At 45.3% G+C, this 19,554-nt stretch carries 21 protein-coding genes and 3 tRNA genes; 3 read left to right on the forward strand and 21 right to left on the reverse strand.

Annotated features, from left to right (window positions below; all coding sequences use genetic code 11):
- The 9 genes from AACV20_RS06340 to fkpA form a co-directional block, all read right to left on the reverse strand.
- Nucleotides 1-128, reverse strand: a 128-nt coding sequence (locus tag AACV20_RS06340; protein WP_249929791.1) for a GTP-binding protein, incomplete at its 3' end; no start/stop codon positions are given.
- Nucleotides 129-251: 123 nt separating this feature from the next.
- Nucleotides 252-2,348 (reverse strand): elongation factor G, encoded by a 2,097-nt coding sequence (gene fusA, locus AACV20_RS06345; protein WP_010318928.1) that lies wholly within the window; start codon nucleotides 2,346-2,348, stop codon nucleotides 252-254.
- A 75-nt stretch (nucleotides 2,349-2,423) separates the two neighbouring features.
- A complete protein-coding gene (gene rpsG, locus AACV20_RS06350; protein ID WP_013857921.1) occupies nucleotides 2,424-2,894 on the reverse strand; it encodes a 30S ribosomal protein S7 in 471 nt (156 codons plus the stop codon).
- A 96-nt stretch (nucleotides 2,895-2,990) separates the two neighbouring features.
- On the reverse strand, nucleotides 2,991-3,365 hold the full coding sequence (gene rpsL / locus AACV20_RS06355) for a 30S ribosomal protein S12 (RefSeq protein WP_010318930.1): 375 nt from the start codon (nucleotides 3,363-3,365) through the stop codon (nucleotides 2,991-2,993).
- 182 nt (nucleotides 3,366-3,547) lie between these two features.
- On the reverse strand, nucleotides 3,548-3,823 hold the full coding sequence (gene tusB / locus AACV20_RS06360) for a sulfurtransferase complex subunit TusB (RefSeq protein ID WP_010318931.1): 276 nt from the start codon (nucleotides 3,821-3,823) through the stop codon (nucleotides 3,548-3,550).
- A 9-nt stretch (nucleotides 3,824-3,832) separates the two neighbouring features.
- Nucleotides 3,833-4,189 carry a sulfurtransferase complex subunit TusC gene (gene tusC / locus AACV20_RS06365; protein ID WP_170908002.1) on the reverse strand — a complete coding sequence of 119 codons (357 nt, stop codon included), beginning with the start codon at nucleotides 4,187-4,189 and terminating at the stop codon, nucleotides 3,833-3,835.
- Nucleotides 4,186-4,590, reverse strand: coding sequence for a sulfurtransferase complex subunit TusD (tusD, locus tag AACV20_RS06370; protein WP_010318933.1), 405 nt, complete (start codon nucleotides 4,588-4,590; stop codon nucleotides 4,186-4,188). The genes tusC and tusD overlap by 4 nt, the downstream gene beginning before the upstream one ends.
- Nucleotides 4,584-5,303, reverse strand: coding sequence for a helix-turn-helix transcriptional regulator (locus AACV20_RS06375; protein WP_013857924.1), 720 nt, complete (start codon nucleotides 5,301-5,303; stop codon nucleotides 4,584-4,586). Before AACV20_RS06375 ends, tusD begins: the two co-directional genes overlap by 7 nt.
- Nucleotides 5,304-5,488: 185 nt before the next feature.
- Nucleotides 5,489-6,277: an FKBP-type peptidyl-prolyl cis-trans isomerase gene (fkpA, locus tag AACV20_RS06380; RefSeq protein WP_010318935.1), complete on the reverse strand. Its 789-nt coding sequence runs from the start codon at nucleotides 6,275-6,277 to the stop codon at nucleotides 5,489-5,491.
- Between the two features lie 139 nt (nucleotides 6,278-6,416).
- On the opposite strand from fkpA, the gene AACV20_RS06385 reads away from it, so the two are divergent.
- Both AACV20_RS06385 and AACV20_RS06390 read left to right on the forward strand, forming a co-directional pair.
- Nucleotides 6,417-7,397 carry a WD40 repeat domain-containing protein gene (locus AACV20_RS06385; RefSeq protein ID WP_026027456.1) on the forward strand — a complete coding sequence of 327 codons (981 nt, stop codon included), beginning with the start codon at nucleotides 6,417-6,419 and terminating at the stop codon, nucleotides 7,395-7,397.
- 2 nt (nucleotides 7,398-7,399) lie between these two features.
- Nucleotides 7,400-7,627 carry a SlyX family protein gene (locus tag AACV20_RS06390; RefSeq protein WP_010318937.1) on the forward strand — a complete coding sequence of 76 codons (228 nt, stop codon included), beginning with the start codon at nucleotides 7,400-7,402 and terminating at the stop codon, nucleotides 7,625-7,627.
- A 64-nt stretch (nucleotides 7,628-7,691) separates the two neighbouring features.
- Here the strand turns inward: AACV20_RS06390 and AACV20_RS06395 are convergent, their stop codons facing one another.
- The 9 genes from AACV20_RS06395 to tsaE all read right to left on the reverse strand — a co-directional run bounded on the left by AACV20_RS06395 (nucleotide 7,692) and on the right by tsaE (nucleotide 17,080).
- A complete protein-coding gene (locus AACV20_RS06395) occupies nucleotides 7,692-7,880 on the reverse strand; it encodes a DUF2065 domain-containing protein (protein ID WP_017043313.1) in 189 nt (62 codons plus the stop codon).
- A 71-nt stretch (nucleotides 7,881-7,951) separates the two neighbouring features.
- Nucleotides 7,952-8,932 (reverse strand): protease modulator HflC, encoded by a 981-nt coding sequence (gene hflC, locus AACV20_RS06400; protein ID WP_013857929.1) that lies wholly within the window; start codon nucleotides 8,930-8,932, stop codon nucleotides 7,952-7,954.
- A 2-nt stretch (nucleotides 8,933-8,934) separates the two neighbouring features.
- A complete protein-coding gene (gene hflK, locus AACV20_RS06405) occupies nucleotides 8,935-10,128 on the reverse strand; it encodes an FtsH protease activity modulator HflK (protein ID WP_013857930.1) in 1,194 nt (397 codons plus the stop codon).
- 45 nt (nucleotides 10,129-10,173) lie between these two features.
- Nucleotides 10,174-11,463 (reverse strand): ribosome rescue GTPase HflX, encoded by a 1,290-nt coding sequence (hflX, locus tag AACV20_RS06410; RefSeq protein ID WP_010318941.1) that lies wholly within the window; start codon nucleotides 11,461-11,463, stop codon nucleotides 10,174-10,176.
- Nucleotides 11,464-11,504: 41 nt separating this feature from the next.
- Nucleotides 11,505-11,771, reverse strand: a complete 267-nt coding sequence (gene hfq, locus AACV20_RS06415) for an RNA chaperone Hfq (protein WP_013857931.1) — start codon at nucleotides 11,769-11,771, stop codon at nucleotides 11,505-11,507.
- A gap of 181 nt (nucleotides 11,772-11,952) precedes the next feature.
- Nucleotides 11,953-12,900 carry a tRNA (adenosine(37)-N6)-dimethylallyltransferase MiaA gene (gene miaA, locus AACV20_RS06420; protein WP_026028203.1) on the reverse strand — a complete coding sequence of 316 codons (948 nt, stop codon included), beginning with the start codon at nucleotides 12,898-12,900 and terminating at the stop codon, nucleotides 11,953-11,955.
- Nucleotides 12,901-12,915: 15 nt separating this feature from the next.
- Complete coding sequence (mutL, locus tag AACV20_RS06425; RefSeq protein WP_170908003.1) at nucleotides 12,916-14,892, reverse strand: DNA mismatch repair endonuclease MutL; 1,977 nt, start codon at nucleotides 14,890-14,892, stop codon at nucleotides 12,916-12,918.
- Nucleotides 14,893-14,900: 8 nt separating this feature from the next.
- Nucleotides 14,901-16,622, reverse strand: a complete 1,722-nt coding sequence (locus AACV20_RS06430; protein WP_019281423.1) for an N-acetylmuramoyl-L-alanine amidase — start codon at nucleotides 16,620-16,622, stop codon at nucleotides 14,901-14,903.
- Entirely contained in the window at nucleotides 16,616-17,080 is a 465-nt protein-coding gene (gene tsaE / locus AACV20_RS06435) for a tRNA (adenosine(37)-N6)-threonylcarbamoyltransferase complex ATPase subunit type 1 TsaE (RefSeq protein ID WP_010318946.1), read from the reverse strand. The genes AACV20_RS06430 and tsaE overlap by 7 nt, the downstream gene beginning before the upstream one ends.
- Before the next feature lie 220 nt (nucleotides 17,081-17,300).
- On the opposite strand from tsaE, the gene queG reads away from it, so the two are divergent.
- Nucleotides 17,301-18,431, forward strand: coding sequence for a tRNA epoxyqueuosine(34) reductase QueG (queG, locus tag AACV20_RS06440; RefSeq protein WP_088731519.1), 1,131 nt, complete (start codon nucleotides 17,301-17,303; stop codon nucleotides 18,429-18,431).
- Between the two features lie 570 nt (nucleotides 18,432-19,001).
- Here queG and AACV20_RS06445 read toward each other — a convergent pair.
- The 3 genes from AACV20_RS06445 to AACV20_RS06455 form a co-directional block, all read right to left on the reverse strand.
- Nucleotides 19,002-19,068 (reverse strand) — tRNA-Gly (locus AACV20_RS06445).
- 33 nt (nucleotides 19,069-19,101) lie between these two features.
- Nucleotides 19,102-19,178, reverse strand: a tRNA-Met gene (locus AACV20_RS06450).
- 249 nt (nucleotides 19,179-19,427) lie between these two features.
- Nucleotides 19,428-19,503, reverse strand: a tRNA-Gly gene (locus tag AACV20_RS06455).
- Nucleotides 19,504-19,554: the final 51 nt, after the last annotated feature.

Here is a 19,554-nt window from a genome sequence, read left to right on the forward strand (position 1 = left end):
TCACCACCGTACACTTTTGAAAGTGTAGTACAGATAGCAGCAGTTAGAGTTGTTTTACCGTGGTCAACGTGGCCGATAGTACCAACGTTTACGTGCGGTTTCGTACGTTCAAATTTTGCTTTAGACACGATCGTGTTCCTTCCTAGTTATGATTCGTCTTGAGTCACATATAGCTCAAGACGCGCCAGAAATTGCTATTTTATGCGCCAACTCTCATCAGCGCAATAGATTCGTTATTAAACAAATAACAGTTAACCACGTTCTGCAATGATTGCTTCTGCAACATTTTTTGGCACATCAGCGTACTCTGCAAACTCCATGGAGTAAGAGGCGCGACCCTGAGTGGCAGATCGTAAGTCTGTTGCATAACCAAACATTTCCGATAGAGGGACTCTAGCATGGATAATCTTAAGGCCTGCATGGCCTTCATCCATACCTTCAATCATGCCGCGACGACGGTTTAAGTCACCCACAACATCACCCATCCAATCTTCTGGAGTAGTTACTTCAACTTTCATCATTGGTTCAAGAAGAACAGGCTGCGCTTCTAAAGCACCTTTCTTGAACGCCATCGAACCAGCAATCTTAAACGCCATCTCGCTTGAGTCGACATCATGATATGAACCATCGAATAATGTCGCTTTCACATCCAGAATCGGATAACCAGCTAACACACCGTTGTTCATTTGCTCTTCGATACCTTTCGCAACCGAGCTGATGTATTCCTTAGGAATCACACCACCAACGATTTCGTCGACAAAGACAAAGCCTTCACCGAGTTCCGCAGGTTCAATCTTAAGCCAAACGTGACCATATTGACCACGACCACCAGATTGACGAACGAACTTGCCTTCTACTTCCGCTTTTCCACGGATAGTTTCGCGGTAAGCCACTTGTGGTTTACCAACGTTACAGTCCACACTGAACTCACGCTTCATGCGATCAACAATGATGTCTAGGTGAAGCTCACCCATACCAGAGATCAACGTTTGACCTGTTTCCTTATCGGTTTCGACACGGAAAGATGGGTCTTCCGCCGCTAGTTTACCTAGCGCAATACCCATTTTTTCTTGGTCAGCTTTAGAGCGAGGCTCTACCGCAATTTGAATCACTGGCTCAGGGAATTCCATGCGCTCAAGAACCACTTTGTGGTCTGGGTTACATAGCGTATCGCCTGTCGTGACATCTTTTAAGCCGATCGCAGCCGCAATATCGCCAGCACGAACTTCTTTAATCTCTTCACGTTTGTTGGCATGCATCTGTACGATACGACCAAAACGTTCTTTTTTCTGTTTCACTGAGTTGTAAACGGCATCGCCAGAGTTCACCACACCAGAGTAAACACGCATGAAAGTCAATGTGCCAACAAATGGGTCAGTGGCAATCTTAAATGCAAGTGCCGAGAAAGGTTCGTTGTCGTCAGCGTGACGTTCTACTTCGTTCTCGTTTTCATCCACGCCTTTAATGGCTGGTACATCTACCGGTGAAGGCAAATATTCAACAACCGCATCCAATACCGCTTGTACGCCTTTATTTTTAAAGGCACTACCACAAGTGGCCAATACGATTTCATTGTTAATGGTACGAGTCCGTAGCGCTTGTTTGATTTCCGCTTCTGTCAGCTCGCCGTCTTCAAGATACTTTTCCATTAACTCTTCACTAGCTTCCGCTGCCGCTTCTACTAGGTTGTTGTGCCATTCTTCGGCCAACTCAAGCATATCTTCTGGAATGTCTTCGTAAGTAAACGTCATGCCTTGATCGGCTTCATTCCAGTTGATGGCTTTCATCTTGATAAGGTCGATGACACCTTTGAACTCTTCTTCCGCACCAATATTTAATTGAATAGGAACAGGAGTCGCACCAAGACGGTGTTTAATTTGGTTTACAACGCGTAAAAAGTCTGCGCCAGCACGGTCCATTTTATTAACGAACACCATGCGAGGAACACCGTATTTGTCAGCTTGACGCCATACAGTTTCAGACTGGGGTTCAACACCAGATGAGCCACAGAATACAACCACTGCACCATCAAGCACACGAAGTGAACGCTCTACTTCAATTGTAAAGTCAACGTGTCCTGGGGTATCAATGATGTTTACGCGATGATCTTGGAACTGTGCTTCCATACCACGCCAGAAGGTTGTCGTAGCAGCAGAAGTGATAGTGATACCACGTTCTTGCTCCTGCTCCATCCAGTCCATGGTTGCAGCACCATCGTGAACTTCGCCGATTTTGTGAGAAAGGCCAGTGTAGAACAGAATACGCTCAGTAGTGGTTGTTTTACCTGCATCTACGTGAGCACAGATACCGATGTTGCGGTAGCGCTCAATAGGAGTTTTCCGAGCCACGATTGTATCCTCTTACTAAGGTAATCCTTAGAGTATGAAAATGTGCTGCGAGAGAACCTCGCAGCACAGAAGGTATTACCAGCGGTAATGAGCGAATGCTTTGTTCGCTTCTGCCATACGGTGAACGTCTTCACGTTTCTTAACAGCAGTACCTTTATTTTCTGACGCGTCTAGCATTTCAGCAGCTAGGCGAGCAGCCATAGATTTTTCACCACGCTTACGCGCAGCATCAACTACCCAACGCATAGCAAGTGCGTTACGGCGAACCGGACGTACTTCTACTGGAACTTGGTAAGTTGAACCACCCACGCGGCGAGATTTAACTTCGACCGCTGGACGTACGTTTTCAAGAGCTTCTTCAAATACAGCTAAGTGACCTTTGCCAGATTTCTCAGCCATAGTGTCTAGTGCAGTGTAAACAATTTTCTCTGCAGTAGATTTTTTACCGTCAACCATAAGAATGTTAACGAATTTTGCCAGCAGTTCAGACTTGAACTTTGGATCTGGAAGGATCTTACGCTGACCAATAACGCGACGACGTGGCATGGATATTCTCCGTTGTCTTTTTCAGGTTATCCAAAACTTTTCAGTTTCTTCAAAAATTAAATAATTTAGTGTTTGGCCTTACTTAACGGAAATCCATTAAGATTTAGGACGTTTCACACCGTATTTAGAACGAGCTTGTTTACGGTCGTTTACGCCTGCACAGTCAAGTGCACCACGGATTGTGTGGTAACGCACACCTGGAAGGTCTTTTACACGACCGCCACGGATAAGAACAACTGAGTGCTCTTGAAGGTTGTGACCTTCACCGCCGATGTACGAAGTCACTTCGAAGCCGTTCGTTAGACGAACACGACATACTTTACGAAGTGCTGAGTTAGGTTTTTTAGGTGTAGTAGTGTAAACACGTGTACATACACCACGTTTTTGTGGGCACGCTTCTAGTGCTGGCACGTTGCTTTTAACAACTTGCTTTACACGAGGATTGCGGACCAACTGGTTAATAGTTGCCATTAACTAGCTCCTGAATTTACTTAAAGTAAGCTTTGTGAAAAATCTAGTCCCTAGTGCACTTAGTACAAATAGGGACGCAAAATTCTATGCAGCAGTGAGAGGTGTGTCAAGAAATATACAGATCTTTTTTAACCACCATAAGTAAAGGGTGGGTAATAGAGGGGTAATAGTGATAAGAAAATCTACCAAGTGATTGATTTTTCATGGTTAGTAGTAAGTTCAACCAAACCAGAGAAATCCACTTTGGTAATTTGTACTGAGCAGAGATCCTGCACCCCACGCGCGCAGAGATCCTCAAGTAAGACATAAACCCTGTTCAGATCGTTGAGTAGTAAAAAAGAGCCCGCACTAGGGTTACTCATATAAACTGCTTCTTCAACCAAGATAATACTATCCTCAGCCAAACAATAACGCTGCGCTAAGGCCAGTTTTGCCGTGTCTTTTACAATATGCAGCATAGGTACACCTTAGAAAGTTAGTACTTGATCGCACTCGTGAAGTAACTGAGCGATTTTCTGAGGCGATTTTTTTTCAACATCAATTACCCATTGAGCCGATGCTAACCCCAACTCTTCAACGCTTTGCTCACACAGATAAAGGTGTTCAATATCGTATAACTCAAGCAGTTTAAACGCACTGATGTAATCACGGCTAAGCAGTTGTTGCGGTGATTGGTTGGCGACGATTTGCGTCACGCCAAACCCAACAAAAAAGAGCGAGATCGCATCACAATAGGCAGAGGCTGCCAGTACAGCATCCAGCCCTTCTCTTCCAGCCGAACTAGAATGAGGCGAAGAATGAAAAACAAAACCGATTTTTTTCAAAACTGTACCACTCGATCTTGAGTTAATAACGCTTCAGCTAAGCTTCCTAACCCAGTTTGTGCAAAACCTTGTGCCAAATTATGCGCAGTGAGCTGGTGTTGCTGAGCTTCATTTTCACTGATAATGCCACGACGTAACGCTGCAGCAACACAGGTTTCTAAGCGTACATGGTGTTCAGTAGACAGCTTCTGCCATGCTTTCACAAGATCAAACTCATCGTTCGCAGGCGCGGTGATCGCAGAGCCATTGAAAACACCATCTTGATAAAAAAATACTTGCTTGAGTGAATGCCCTTTTTCTAGCAATGCACAGGCAAACAGATAAGCACTACGCGCTGCCTGTGTGCCATACACTGAGCCATTGACCAATAATGTGTAACTCAATACTGGCTCCACTAACATTCATCTCCGGTCTTGCGTTGGCGAATGTAGAGATAGACAGTATGTTTAGAGATATTGAGCCGATCAGCTACGCGGTTAATCGCATCTTTGATGTCAAAAATGCCTTTGTCGTACAACTCCATCACAATCTGACGATTCTTGGTATTGTTAGACACTGATTTATCGGCGTTGATCTCTTCAATTGTACGCTCTACCGTCTGATCCACCAGCTCTTCAACATCACTGGCAAAGTTAACCGATGAGGCGGCTTCCTGAGCTTCCTGAGTCGGCATGAATGATTGCAGAACTTGTGAGAACGGAGCATCTAAATTGACGTTGATACAAAGTAAGCCAATGACTCGGTTATCACCATTACGAATCGCGACCGTAATCGATTTCATCAACACACCACCCTTGGCGCGAGAGAAATACGATCGTGAGAAGTTACGCTCCGATCCTTCAATATCTTTCAACATACGCAGTGCAAGATCGGTGATCGGGGAACCCACTTGGCGTCCCGTGTTTTCACCATTGGCAATTTTAATCGCCGAGGTATTGAGATCTTCCAATGAGTGCAGAACGATCTCACAAAAAGGACCAATCAGGCTGGCGATACCGTCAACCACAGCTTCATAAGATCGAAGAATGATTTTATCGTGATCACTAAATGGCATCACGTGCACGGATTCCATTTCAAGCAACATATCCGCGTTTAGAGTTTCTGTCGTTGTCACTGTTATCTAGCCTTAGAGCGAAAAATCAACAAATTGACGTAAGTTTATCAGAAAATTTTAATCGAAAACTCTGTTAAGTCACTAACAAGTGATTTAGAACAACTAATTAGTGAGTCGTTAGAGACAGAAAAGGCCTGATTCATCAGGCCTTTGAGCTGGTTACAACGGTTCAACAATGGCTGATATTATTTAGCCGCATCGCTACCGTTATCAATTTTTAGTAACTCCACTTCAAACACAAGTGTTGAGTTTGCTGGAATAGTCGGCGTATCTTGCTCGCCGTAAGCCAGTTGCGGCGGGATAACAAACTTGTATTTTGCTCCCACTTGCATCAGTTGCACACCTTCTGTCCAACCAGGAATAACCCGATTGAGTGGGAATGTCGCTGGCTCACCACGATCATACGAGCTATCAAATTGAGTACCGTCAGCCAGTGTCCCTTTGTAATGAACTTGAACAGTATCGGTCTCTTTTGGTGACTCACCTTTTGCTGGCGTCAGTACTTGGTACAGTAAACCAGATTCAGTTTTCTTTACGCCATCTTGTTTTTCAAATTCAGCGCGGAATTCGTCACCAGCTTTTTCAGCAGCAGCCGCTTTTTCAGCGGCTTTCGCTTGCATGGTTTCAGAAACGCGTTTATCTAGAGCTTCTAGCGCTGCGCGTGTCTCTTCTTCACTCAACTCAGCATTGCCCGCGAAGACATGTTCAATCCCTTTTAGAACCAGATCTTTATTCAGATTGATACCAATTTCGGCTGGTTTTTCAATGCTGGTGCTGAGGTAATTTGCAAAAGAGACGCCAATCGCGTAAGCCGCTTTGTCATCTTCTGTTTTAAAGTGAACCGTTTTTCCCGCTTCCGTTTGTACTTGTTCTGCTGCAGGTGCTGCTTCAGTTTTCGGGGCTTCATCTTTCTGGCAGCCAACTGCAAGCATGACGGTTGCCGCAAGCAGTGACACTTTAAACAATGATTTCATTTATTTCTCCAATTTGTAGGCAAACCTTTTGTTATTACGCACAAATTTCGGTGAAAAACTGGTGCGCTAAACAGAGTTGTACCAATATAGCGATATGTTGATAGATTGTCTTTACACTCAAAGCGGATAATTAGACTTGATGCGAATAATTTCTCATTCAATCCTAGGTTGCATTGTCATCTTGATGTTAAATGGCTGTTTTTTCTCTAACAGCGATGTACAACGTTGGGATATAGAACCAAACGGTTCGACCAGTTTCGGTTTAAGCCGCGATGGTCGTTTTGCGCTACTCTATTCCAAACAAAGACAACTCGTTCTATGGGATCTTGAACAAAACAAAACCTTAGCCGAATTGGGACCTCAAGACCCACAAGCCAATACCGTTTCTCATATTCGACTCTCCGATAATGGCCGTTTTGCCGTGACCGCTAGCCAAATTAACTTTGCCGTATGGGACTTAGGTTGGACACAAGCTCAAGGTTTGTGGTCCATCTCCGATGGGCTGATCCGAGACATTGACATTGCCAATAACGGAAAACAAGTTCTACTCGGTTTATCCAATGGTAAAGCGATTTACGTCGATTTAGTCACTGGACGTCGACTAGAGTTCCTTGCTCATCGAGAAAAAGTGAATTCTGTCGCCCTATCGCCCAATGGCCGCTTTGCTCTGACGGGAGGTAATGATTATTTTGCCTACCTTTGGGATACGCAAAGTGGGCAAATTTTACGATCGTTTGAACATGAGCAGCGGGTGAATCGAGTAGCGCTGCAGCGAGAGGGGAAATTAGCCTTTACCTCCGATGGTGGTAATCAATCCATTATTTGGGATCTCTCCTCGGGTAAGGAACAGGCGAAATTGCGCAGTTTTTCACGACAATTGATCTTCTCTACGGCGCGTTTTTCCGATGATGGCAGGTTGCTTGTGACAGGGAATCCTTCAAGCCAAGTCGCGGTTTGGGATACTCAAAGTGGTAAAAAACAGCAAGGATTCGAAGTAGAACCGCTAAAAGATGCTCGCCCACCCACTGCTGTGGTGTATGATGCGGCCTTTGATCATCAGCAACGAATTATTACCGGAAGCTCTGCAGGTATTGCTCAAGCTTGGAAACTCGACGATTAGTTATGAACGATAAGTATATTCAGCAATTAGAACAGCGTGTTAGTGACTTGGAATGCCAACTTGCTTTCCAAGAACAAACCATTGATGAACTCAATCAAGCATTATCAACACAGCAGCTCATGCTGACGAAAATGCAAGACCAAATGAAATATGTGGCTGGTAAAGTCAAAAATATGGATGCCTCACATTTAGCGGATCCATCAGAAGAGACTCCACCACCTCACTATTGATAGTGATGATACTGATAGTGATAAACTGATAATAATAAATCGGTTACCGCGCTATTGTGCATCACTATCGTGCGAAGTAGTACGCAATGATGCCTCCTGCAACGACGAGACAACCACCGATGCGGCGCAGTTGATGATCGGGCTGCTGGCTGAGCTCCGCCACCATCTTTCTCCAGCCATTAGGGGCGATTAACGGTCCAATACCTTCTGCAATTAACACCAGCCCCACAGCAAGCCAGATTGAATTCGACATAGTGCCTTCTCTCTTAAAGCCAATAAACGACAAAGGCTCCCTGAAGGAGCCTTTGAATAAACAACGGTCAATTATTTCGTTGTCAAACCTTTGGTGTTATTCATGTACTTGAAGAAATCACTCTTAGGATCAAGCACCAAGATATCACTCTTCTCGCTAAATGATTTCTCATAGGCTTTCAGCGAACGTAAGAACCCGTAAAACTCAGGATCTTTACTGTACACATCTGAGTAAATCTTCGCTGCTTTAGCATCAGCATCACCGCGAGTTACGCGAGCCGTTTTATCCGCTTCCGCTAAGATAGTCGCCACTTCAAGTTCAGCTTGAGCGCGAATAACTTCGGCTTTTTCACGACCTTGAGAGCGGTGTTTACGAGCTACTGACTCACGTTCAGCACGCATACGACGATAGATAGACTCACTGATCTCATCTGGGAGGTTGATTTTCTTAATACGGAAATCAACCACTCTCACGCCTAAATCTTTCAGTGCGCCTTTACGCGTATCTTCCAACACATTTTCCATCACTTGGTCACGCTGACCATCGATTTCCAATGCTTGTTTCGCAGCCTCAGTCGTGACGACTTCATCATCAGCACTTTCCGGCAAGACATCTTTATTACGTGGGCCTGAAACAATTTGTTTGATTTCACGAGAACCGATTTCAGAACGAAGAATGTCTGTCACTTTACGCTCTAACAGTGCTTGTGCCGTCAATGCATTGCCACCACCCGTTGCCAAGTAGTATTGACCAAAGTCTTCAATACGCCATTTGACATAGGTATCGATGATCACATCTTTTTTCTCTGAAGTCACGAAACGGTCAGAGCGGCCATCCATTGTTTGGATGCGCGCATCTAACGTTCTTACTCGATCAAACAGTGGCATTTTAAAATGCAAACCCGGTTCGTAGATTCGAGCAATTTCATTGTTATCTTTCAGAATACGACCGAAACGGACAACAATACCGCGCTCACCTTCAGGAATCACAAACAGCGACATCAACATCAATACCAGTGCAATCACTAATACTGGGATCATTAACTTACGCATTACTAGTATCTCCCTTGACGTGTATTGCTAGAGCGAGACGGTGTATTACCTGTATCACTGCTGGTTGGTGAATCAAGCTCTATCTGATCATAGGTTGATGATGATTTATCTTGACGTTTGGTGTCATTCTTACTGTCTTGGCCTGTAATTCGATCCAACGGTAGATAAAGCATATTGCCACTGGATTCTGAATCAATTAGCACTTTAGATGTGTTTGAATACACCTCTTCCATAGTATCTAGGTAGAGACGATTACGTGTCACATCTGGCGCGGCTTGATACTCAGGGAGCAGTTTTTCAAACTGTGCCACTTGACCCAATGCTTCGTTAATCGTGCGTTCTGTATAACCTTGCGCTTCTTTCTTCAAACGTTCAGCTCGGCCTGTTGCTTTAGGCAGGATTTCGTTCTTATACGCTTCAGATTCACGAATGAAACGCTCTTCATCTTCTCGCGCCGCAATCGCATCATCGAATGCATCTTTCACTTGCTCTGGCGGACGAGCCGACTGGAAGTTGACATCGACAATCATTAAGCCCATATCATAGCTATCAATGATTTGATTCAAGGTCGTTTGGGTACTTTGACGAATTTGCTGACGGCCACTGGTTAAGATACTGTCCATCAAAGAATCACCAACCACGGCACGTAATGCTGAGTCAGTTGCTTGGCGTAAGCTATCGTCAGCATTAGTCACACGATACAAGTACTTGTATGGATCAGACACGCGATATTGTACATCCATGCCAACAGTGACCACGTTTTCATCTTTGGTTAGCATCAAACCCGATGCACGTAGTGAGCGAATCGCTTGTACGTTAACGGCCGTCACTTCATCAACAAAGCGAGGACGCCAGTTCAAACCTGGATCAACGATGCGATCATACTTACCTAAACGCAGCACGACGCCACGCTCAGCTTCACCAATCGTATAGAAACCAGAAAAGAACCACACCGCAACTGCGATTGCTGCAATGACTCCAAAGCCAATTGCGCTACCACCAGAGAATGAAGGGCCTTTACCGCCTTTCTTACCAAATCGTCCGCCCAGTTTCTGGCTCAGTTTATTGAAAACCTCATCCAAATCTGGCGGTCCTTGATCACGGCCACCTTTGTTTTTGTCACCACGATTATTACCCCAAGGGTCATTATCGCGGCCATTGTTGCCGTTGTTATTACCGGGCTCATTCCACGCCATTAGAAAGCTCCATCATTTGATATGACGTTATACTGTAGCAGTCCTTTAAGTAACTATAAAGTCACGCAAAACTGCTTCTTCTCTTTTTTCTAGTCTAAACCAATCAACTTGCTGCATACGAATGTTAATCAACAAATTACCATCTGGATCATATTCTTCTTGTTGAATACATTTCATTTGTGAAAATGCACTACGAATGCGACCTTGGTGCAGTGGTGGAATACACAATTGATATTGAATGACTTGACTCGCTAATCGCTCTGTCAATGCTTCGAAAAGCAGATCAATACCTTGTCCATCCATGGCTGATAACCACACGGTTCTCGGTATTCCCTCATCATCTTTTTCGATGCGAGGTTGTTGGCCTTCTAGATTATCGATCTTGTTCATGACGACAAGCGTTGGCACCTCATGGGCGTCAATCTCTTCTAATACATCATGGACGGCTTTGATATTCTCACGAAAACGCTCATCACTGGCATCAACAACATGTAACAAAATGTCAGCTTCTTGAGTTTCTTGTAACGTGGCTTTAAATGCTGCAACTAAATCGTGCGGCAGATGACGAATAAATCCTACGGTGTCAGCGAGAACGGCAGTACCAACGTCCGCCAATTCGATTTTCCGCAAGGTAGGATCTAGGGTTGCAAACAGTTGATCGGCTGCATACACCCCAGCTTCAGTAATGCGATTAAATAACGTTGATTTCCCCGCATTGGTATAACCCACTAGCGATATGGTGGGAATCTCAGCTCGATTTCGAGCTCGGCGTCCTTGTTCTCGCTGCTTAGCGACTTTCTCTAAGCGGCGTAATATCGCTTTAATACGTTCACGCAATAAACGTCTGTCGGTTTCTAGCTGCGTTTCACCAGGTCCACGTAAGCCTATACCGCCTTTTTGTCGCTCAAGGTGCGTCCAACCACGAATTAATCGCGTAGAGATGTGGCGCAATTGTGCCAGCTCTACTTGCAACTTCCCTTCATGGGTTCGTGCTCGTTGGGCAAAAATATCGAGGATGAGGCCAGTACGGTCAATCACTCGACATTGGCATAGTTGTTCAAGATTACGTTCTTGGGCAGGAGAAAGGGCGTGGTTGAAGATCACCACATCCGCTTCAACAAGTTGAACCGCATGCGCTATCTCTTGGGCTTTGCCCTCACCGACATAATATTTAGGGTGTGGAGTTTGACGGCTGCCAGTAATAATTTGCAGTGTCGACACTCCAGCAGAAGAAACCAGCATTTCACACTCGCTGAGATCATCCCACTCACCCTTTTGCGTGAAGTTGATATGAACAAGTACCGCTCGCTCACCGGCTTCGTAACGGTCAAACAAGCAACCAACTCCTTTGTAAGTAAATAATACTAATCAGAGAATTACTCTTCTGATTTGTCTGATGGACGATCAGACCCAGTGCGTGGCTCAGCAGTGTGGTGGCTCACTGCACGTGCAGGAACAACCGTTGAAATCGCATGCTTATACACCATTTGATTGACTGTGTTTTTCAGTAAGATCACAAATTGATCAAAGGATTCAATCTGACCTTGAAGCTTAATTCCGTTCACAAGGTAGATGGATACTGGAATGCGCTCACGACGTAGTGCATTTAAGAATGGGTCTTGTAGAGATTGCCCCTTAGCCATTTTATTTTCCTTATTTGTATTTTGTTGTAGTTATTTAGCTAGTGGTGCACTGCATTATTGGTGCGGCCTTTGCATCTGAGCTAAATGAATAAAAACCCCGTTGCTACTTGTTATGACGGTGATAATGCCAAATATCAAGTAACGGATCCTTTACAGGGTACATCACGCAAAAGCGATCACATTATACACAGCTAACTCCATCAGATGCTATGGCATTTGAGAGAGTTTCTACTGCATGATCAATGTTTTCGCTATCTAACCAAGTTAAATCATCCCAGCTGCGTAACCAGGTGATCTGACGCTTGGCCAATTGACGGGTTGCACAGATTCCACGATATACCGCTTCCTCTAACGTACAATTCCCATCCAAATAGTCCCACATCTGTCGATAACCAACACAACGAATCGATGGCAAATCCGGATGAAGATCGCTTCGAGCATAAAGTGCTTTCATTTCTTCTTCAAATCCAGCTTCGATCATCTTTTCAAACCTGAGTTCGATTCGACGGTGGAGCTCAGCCCTTTCCTTGGGAGCTATAGCAAACTGCTTAACTCGAAATGGCAGGCTTTCACCTTTCGTTTGAGTTAACTCTGTAAGAGTTTTACCTGAAATTCGGTAAACTTCCAATGCTCGTGACAATCTTTGTGGATCATTAGGATGAATTCTTGCCGCCGAAACCGGATCAATCGTTTGTAATTGATCGTGTAACTGCCCCCAACCATGCTCCAAAGCCTCTTGCTCAATTTGTTGCCGTATCTCAGGGTTAGCTGCAGGAAGTGGCGAAAGCCCTTCAAGTAGAGCCTTGTAATACAACATAGTTCCCCCAACGAGCAGAGGAATTTTACCTTGCGCGGTAATATCATGCATTGCAAGTAATGCATCGCGACGAAAATCTGCCGCCGAATAGGCTTCACTTGGATCCAAAATATCGATCAGACGATGAGGTGCGAGTGCCAGTTCATGTGCATTAGGTTTGGCGGTGCCAATATCCATGCCTTTGTAGATCAGCGCCGAGTCGACACTGATGATTTCCACTGGGTATTTTTGGCGTAGACGAATCGCCAAATCTGTTTTACCTGATGCGGTCGGGCCCATTAAAAACAGAGCCAATGGTTGTGTTTGATTCATCATTCTTTTAATTCGTTATGCCAACAAGGCCGCTATGGTGGTAGAAAAATCAACGGGGCGGACAAAACTCGCATCATGAAGAGGAAGTTGCCCTTGCCAAAGCTGTTCAAGTTCCGAAATCATTTGGATGGCTTCAGACAAAGTGTAGTCACTTTTCACCACAGTGATGTGTTCAGCCAGCCAATCGGCAACAAGATCCACCGTAATAGGTTCATCATCAGCCGTAAAATTAGCGGACACGTAAGATAGCAGATCTGGGATTAAGTTTTGCAGGTTTTGTTGCCTCAACGGTTGAGGTACGCCCATCACCATGATGCTTGAACCATGACGTTCTTTAAGCTCAATCCCTAGCGTATTCAACATCGGCTGGCAATGCGTTAACGCTTGATGTTCTTGTGCTGAGAGCTTGATGGAGAGCGGCACGAGTAAGGGTTGGCTTTTCAAGCCGCCTTGTTCGGTATGCAATTGGCCGCGAGTTTTCAGCCATGCTCCTTTGATAAGAGAAAGCAATACGACGCCCTGTTTGGACCCCATTAACAGGTACTGCCCTTTGATTACCGCAATAGCTTTCCCCAACTGTTCGAGCTGCAGCATTTCACCTTGATCTTGATGTGTGATAGGAGAAAGTTCGACTGCAGAAGCTGGCGGTTGAGTTGCCATCAGCTCTTGATAGAGCTTCACTTCCCCGCTCGAAGGTGAGCCCGTTGGCTGGCGCTCAGCTTTCGCCCGAGAAGAAGATGGAGAGCCGTTTTGCTGCCAATGGCTACGCTTTGGCGTTTCAGCTATGCCGTGCGCGGTTGTGCTTTCTCGCTCTGCTTTTCGTGGATAAGCGGGAGTGTTGTCAATCGCTTGCCACACCTGCTCTGGAACGGTGTTATGCCCCTCAGTTTCTTGGCACACACTATCAATTACAGTGTCATTCTCAATGCGATCCACAGTCGCCGCATCGGGCTGATGAAAAGCCGATGGTTTGAGCTGCGGCTTCTCAATGTGCTTGCTTTCAGCCAGTGCACTACTGAGTGCTTGATAGATAAAATCATGCACTAATCGCGCTTGATGGAAACGCACCTCGTGTTTCGCGGGATGGACATTCACATCCACTTGATGGGGATCGAGCTCAATGAAGAGTACATAAGTGGCGAACTGATCGCCTCTCAGGCTGGTTTCATAACTTTGCCGGATAGCATGATTAATCAGCTTGTCACGCATCATCCGCCCATTAACGTAGCAGTATTGCAAATCACTCTGCTGGCGCGCGCCTTCTGGAGTCGTTATCCAACCATGCAAGCGAAGCCCTTGATGTTCCAACTCAATGTTCAGCATATGGCGAACAAAAGCGTTGCCACACACAGCCGCGATTCTTTTTTCCTCTTGAGCGGCCGTTTTAGCCGCTCGATATTGACGTACCATCTTGCCGTTATGGCGCACATTGATGGTGACATCAAACCGGCTCAAAGCAATGCGTTTTAGTAGCTCATCAATGTGAGTAAATTCTGTTTTCTCTGTGCGTAAAAATTTGCGCCGAGCGGGCGTATTAAAGAACAGATCGAGCACTTCGACAGACGTTCCAATCGGGTGTGCGGTTGGCTGCAACTTAACCGCCATATCTCGACCTTCACTGTATGCTGCCCAAGCTTGTTCTTGCGTGGCTGGACGGGACGTCAATGTAAGCCGAGAGACTGAGCTAATACTCGCGAGCGCTTCTCCACGAAAACCTAGGCTGACGATCGCCTCTAAATCATCTAAGGTGTGAATTTTAGAAGTAGCATGGCGGCTTAAAGCGAGCGCCAATTCCTCTTTTACTATCCCTTGCCCGTTATCGCGCACACGAATAAGCTTCGTACCTCCCTTTTCGATATCGATATCGATACGAGAGGCGCCCGAATCCAAGCTATTCTCCACCAGCTCTTTAACGACAGAAGCCGGTCTTTCAACCACTTCACCTGCGGCAATTTGGTTAGCAAGACGTGCGGGTAGAATCTTAATCGTCATCATGATTATTACTTATTGGGAATGATCAACACTTGCCCTATGGCGAGCTGATCAGACCGAAGTTGGTTTACTTGGCGAATACTATTCAGACTCACTTGATATTGGCTGGCAATTTTGCTCAAAAACTCACCTTTTTCAACTTTATGCTTACGCAGCGGCTTATCCTTCAAACTCACCGTTATCTTCAGTTTCTGCCCCAGCGTTAAGGTGTCTGAACGCAAGTTATTCTCGCGTTTAATCGCATCCACACTCACTTTATACGTGCTCGCTATCTTGCCCAAATACTCGCCAGATTTCACCACATGCGTAACAATTTCCGTTTCTACTGGGTTGCTGACCACAGGAACGCGAATCGGAGCTGACGTGGCCGGAATCGTTAAGATTTGACCAATCGACAAATTGGCATTTTTTAGTTTGTTGGTTGCGATTAATGCTTGAGTCGAAGTGCCATATTTATTAGCGATAACCGAGAGTGATTCCCCACGCTGCACTTTGTGCTTTTGCGTCTTACCGCGATTAGCAAACAGAGTGCCCTCGGGTGGGTTTTCTTCAAAATACTTGACGATGGCGGTTGCCAATGCGCGAGCCAATTTATCTTGATGCGAGCGCTGAAATAGCAATTGTTCCTCGGTAGGGTTAGAAATAAAACCCGTTTCAACCAACACCGAAGGAATATCGGGCGACTTAAGTACCGCCAAACTTGCGTTGACTGGCTCTGCTTTATGTAAATGGGCTACTTTTCCCATTTCGCCTAGCAGATGAGTTGCCACCTTGTAACCCTCTTTTTGCGAGTGGCTAAATTGCAAGTCCAGCAAGGTTTGGCTAACGTTTCGATCGCTATTGTTTTTTGCCAGCACTTCACCAGCACCACCTAACAGTTCTGATTGCTGTTCGTGATTCTCAACCCAGCGAGCAATTTCCGTATTCGCACGCTTGGTATTTAACACAAACACCGAGCCCCCCCTGGGTTGCGGGGTATGAAACGCATCGGCGTGAATGGAGACGAGTAGGTGTGACTTATTACGGCGCGCAATTTCAGAACGTTTATTGAGATTGACAAAGTAATCGCCACTGCGTGTCATGACCGCCTTCATTCCCGGTACGGCGTTAATTTGATCTGCGATCTTCTTGGAGATACTTAAGGTGGCATTTTTTTCATATTTTTTGGTCGGGCCAATCGAGCCGGGATCTTCTCCGCCATGACCAGCATCAATAGCCACCACGATATCTTCGGTTCCTAATAACTGCGAAGCGTCGCGGCTCACTTTAGTTTGGCTGGCCGGTTTTACTGTCGCCTTGTCACTATCCAAATTGTGGGGTAAATCAACCACCAAACGATGCCCATACTGACCACCCGGCGTTGGCGCAAGTTTAAATGGCTGAGGGTTCACTTTGCGCTGTAACTCAAACACCAAACGATACGTCCCTTTCTCCGGAGGCGAGCTATTACGAATTTGCTTGAGAACAGGACTATCCGTGACTTTAAGCGGCAATTTTGTATTAAGCGTGGTGTTTTTTAAATCAACCACCAAACGCTCGGGGCTGCTTAAAGTGAAATAGCTATAATCCGCTTCAGTTTTGAGATCGATAACCACTCGAGTTTCATCTGGAGAAGGCCAAACGCGCACGCCTTCTAATGCATTCGCGTGCGCCGTTGAAGTAAATAAAGCACAGCCCCAAACCGCAAGCGATAGAGTTATCGTTCGTAACAAATGGATGATGTTCAACATAACTCCAACTGACTCAACAATGAGGATCCATAGGGGCTGTTTGCACTCAGAAAAGCTTGCCTTTGTTCGCCATCGTAACGTAGCTCAACATCAATATCTGCGGTTGGAAGTAGACCGCTGCCTTTTTCTGGCCACTCAACAAGGCAGATCGCATCCGGTGTGAAATAGTCACGAATACCCATAAATTCCAACTCTTCCGGATCGGCCAAGCGATAAAGATCAAAATGGTATACTTGCCAATCGGCTAGTTGATAAGGTTCAACTAAGGTATAAGTCGGGCTCTTGACGTTGCCAACATGGCCTAATGCGCGGATGAAGCCACGGCTGAAGGTTGTTTTTCCAGCACCGAGATCACCATGCAAATAAAGCGTGGTTTGCGCAGAGCATCGCTTAGCCAAAGCTGCGCCTAATTTTACCGTTTGCTGTTCGTCTTTTAAGGTAAAGATCTTAGTACTCATGAATTACCGCTCTCAAGTGTCGAAAATTGACTATATAAAAATCAAAAGAACTCGAATAGTAAACTGGGTTGGAATTGAGAGACAAGCTCTCTTCTGTAAGTAAAAGGAAAAAACTCGCATTTTATGTCAGTTTAATCCACATCACAGACGATCATTTCCTAGATCCTCAATAAAGGATCCGTTAAGATCCTCGCCCCTTTTTGCAACGAGCTCATCGATAATGGACTACCAAGTACTGGCAGACAAAATTAAAATCTGGGCACGTGAACTTGGCTTCGAAAAGGTCGGGATCTGCGATATCGATCTCAGTGAGCACGAAGAGCCTTTGCAGAAATGGTTGGATGCTGGATTTCACGGTGAGATGGACTGGATGGCGCGCCATGGAATGATGCGAGCTAGGCCACATGAACTCCTTCCCGGCACCGTCCGTGTGATCAGCGCCCGCATGAATTACTTACCCCCAGATGCTCGGTTTGCCAGTGATTTGAATAATCCCAATTACGCTTATATCAGCCGCTACGCTCTGGGGCGTGACTACCATAAACTGGTACGCAACCAGCTAAAAAAACTCGGCGAAAAGATTGAACAAGAAGTGGGGGCACTCGGCTATCGCCCTTTTGTGGACTCCGCCCCAATACTAGAGCGGCCTTTAGCACAAAAAGCTGGACTTGGTTGGACTGGCAAGCATTCGCTTATCCTTGATAAAGAGAGTGGTTCTTGGTTTTTTCTTGGTGAACTACTAATTGATTTGCCGCTGCCAGTCGATACACCAAGCAGTAATCAATGTGGCAAATGCACAGCCTGCATCACCTCATGCCCTACACAAGCCATCGTAGAAGACGGTGTTGTTGATGCTCGCCGATGCATCTCTTACCTCACCATAGAATATGATGGCGTAATTGCTGAAGAGTTTCGCAAGGCAATGGGTAACCGCATTTACGGCTGTGATGATTGCCAGTTGGTCTGCCCTTGGAATCGCTTTTCCGACCTCACTCAACAAAGTGATTTTCATCGCCGTCAAGCACTGGATGAACCAGACTTAGTTGAACTGTTTGCTTGGGATGAGGCCACCTTCTTACGTTATATGGAAGGTTCGGCTATTCGCCGAATTGGCCACCAGCAATGGTTGCGTAATCTTTCCATCGCTTTAGGAAACGCGCCATATTCACAACGCATTATCGTAGCGCTAAACACGAGGTTAGGCTTGTCTGATTTATTAGACGAACATATACATTGGGCGCTAGTAGAACAAAAACGAAAATCATCGGAGCCAGCGAGTGCATGCTCTAGCAATAAGAAGCAGCAGCGCTTAATTCGAATTGTCGAGAAAGGGTTACCGCGTGATGCGTAAAAAATGAGGTAATTGCATAACTAATGAGCACAGACTTTGATATGTATCTCAAAATACCAATTTGTGGACAAAATTTTAAACACGACACTGTTTTCTATAATTAAGAAAAGTTAGCCACATCAGCAATTAATGACAAGGATCAAAGATCTTGATATTAATGATCATACAGTTAGTTGACCTAATGGTGACAAAATAACAAAAATCAATTTAAAAACAATTTAAAAACAATTAGTTACACAGAAAGACAGCAAGATTAGAGAACAGAGCCGCATTAAAAGATCTTTCACTGACGCTTACCAGCACTTCACTAAAAACACGTTATACACCAACTTATCCACAATTAATTTTTGTGGATAACTCTGTTAATGAATACGAATAAATAGCGACGAAAAGCCAGATTCTACAGAGACTAACCTGTGTATTGAAATTCAGCACGTAAGTTATCAAGACGGCAATAAATCCGCTTAGAACTGCAGATTATTTTTATTTTAGGGAGTTATGCTTCACAGCATTAAAGAAAGAGCATAAACCAAATACTGGTTTGAGTTCAGAGAATACTCTGAACGAAGCTGGAACGACACATAACCGTTACCTCAACCTTGGCAAGGTTGCGCTCTACCAACTGAGCTAGTGTCGCAATGATTAATCGCATTCACGCTTAATCTGAATTTGGTTGCGGGGGCCGGATTTGAACCGACGACCTTCGGGTTATGAGCCCGACGAGCTACCAAGCTGCTCCACCCCGCGTCCGTATTGTGTCACCGTTAAGTACGATGAAAACTTACACTCTCTAACAAGAGAATTTGTAGCGACACACGAGGTTCACTTTCTTTAAACAAAGAGGCGTGACCTCAACCTTAACTAGGTTGTGCGGCGCTATTCTTTTCTTCGAAAAGAATCTGGAGCGACACACGAGGTTCACTTTCTTTAAATAAAAAGGCGTGACCTCAACCTTAGCTAGGTTGCGTGGCGCTATTCTTTTCTTCGAAAAGAATTTGGAGCGACACACGAGGTTCGAACTCGTGACCTCAACCTTGGCAAGGTTGCGCTCTACCAACTGAGCTAGTGTCGCAATGATTAATCGTATTTACGCTTAATCTAAATTTGGTTGCGGGGGCTGGAT

This window comes from Vibrio sp. B4-6, from assembly GCF_963888245.1.
GTDB lineage: Bacteria > Pseudomonadota > Gammaproteobacteria > Enterobacterales > Vibrionaceae > Vibrio > Vibrio anguillarum.

Coding starts and splice junctions, on each gene's coding strand:
- AACV20_RS06430 (WP_019281423.1), bottom strand. CDS start 16,622: ATGTTGAACATCATCCATTTGTTACGAACGATAACTCTATCGCTTGCG.
- AACV20_RS06395 (WP_017043313.1), bottom strand. CDS start 7,880: ATGTCGAATTCAATCTGGCTTGCTGTGGGGCTGGTGTTAATTGCAGAA.
- hflK (WP_013857930.1), bottom strand. CDS start 10,128: ATGGCGTGGAATGAGCCCGGTAATAACAACGGCAACAATGGCCGCGAT.
- queG (WP_088731519.1), top strand. CDS start 17,301: ATGGACTACCAAGTACTGGCAGACAAAATTAAAATCTGGGCACGTGAA.
- AACV20_RS06385 (WP_026027456.1), top strand. CDS start 6,417: ATGCGAATAATTTCTCATTCAATCCTAGGTTGCATTGTCATCTTGATG.
- rpsL (WP_010318930.1), bottom strand. CDS start 3,365: ATGGCAACTATTAACCAGTTGGTCCGCAATCCTCGTGTAAAGCAAGTT.
- miaA (WP_026028203.1), bottom strand. CDS start 12,900: ATGAATCAAACACAACCATTGGCTCTGTTTTTAATGGGCCCGACCGCA.
- tusD (WP_010318933.1), bottom strand. CDS start 4,590: ATGTTAGTGGAGCCAGTATTGAGTTACACATTATTGGTCAATGGCTCA.
- tsaE (WP_010318946.1), bottom strand. CDS start 17,080: ATGAGTACTAAGATCTTTACCTTAAAAGACGAACAGCAAACGGTAAAA.
- fkpA (WP_010318935.1), bottom strand. CDS start 6,277: ATGAAATCATTGTTTAAAGTGTCACTGCTTGCGGCAACCGTCATGCTT.
- hfq (WP_013857931.1), bottom strand. CDS start 11,771: ATGGCTAAGGGGCAATCTCTACAAGACCCATTCTTAAATGCACTACGT.
- rpsG (WP_013857921.1), bottom strand. CDS start 2,894: ATGCCACGTCGTCGCGTTATTGGTCAGCGTAAGATCCTTCCAGATCCA.
- hflC (WP_013857929.1), bottom strand. CDS start 8,932: ATGCGTAAGTTAATGATCCCAGTATTAGTGATTGCACTGGTATTGATG.
- mutL (WP_170908003.1), bottom strand. CDS start 14,892: ATGACGATTAAGATTCTACCCGCACGTCTTGCTAACCAAATTGCCGCA.
- tusB (WP_010318931.1), bottom strand. CDS start 3,823: ATGCTGCATATTGTAAAAGACACGGCAAAACTGGCCTTAGCGCAGCGT.
- AACV20_RS06390 (WP_010318937.1), top strand. CDS start 7,400: ATGAACGATAAGTATATTCAGCAATTAGAACAGCGTGTTAGTGACTTG.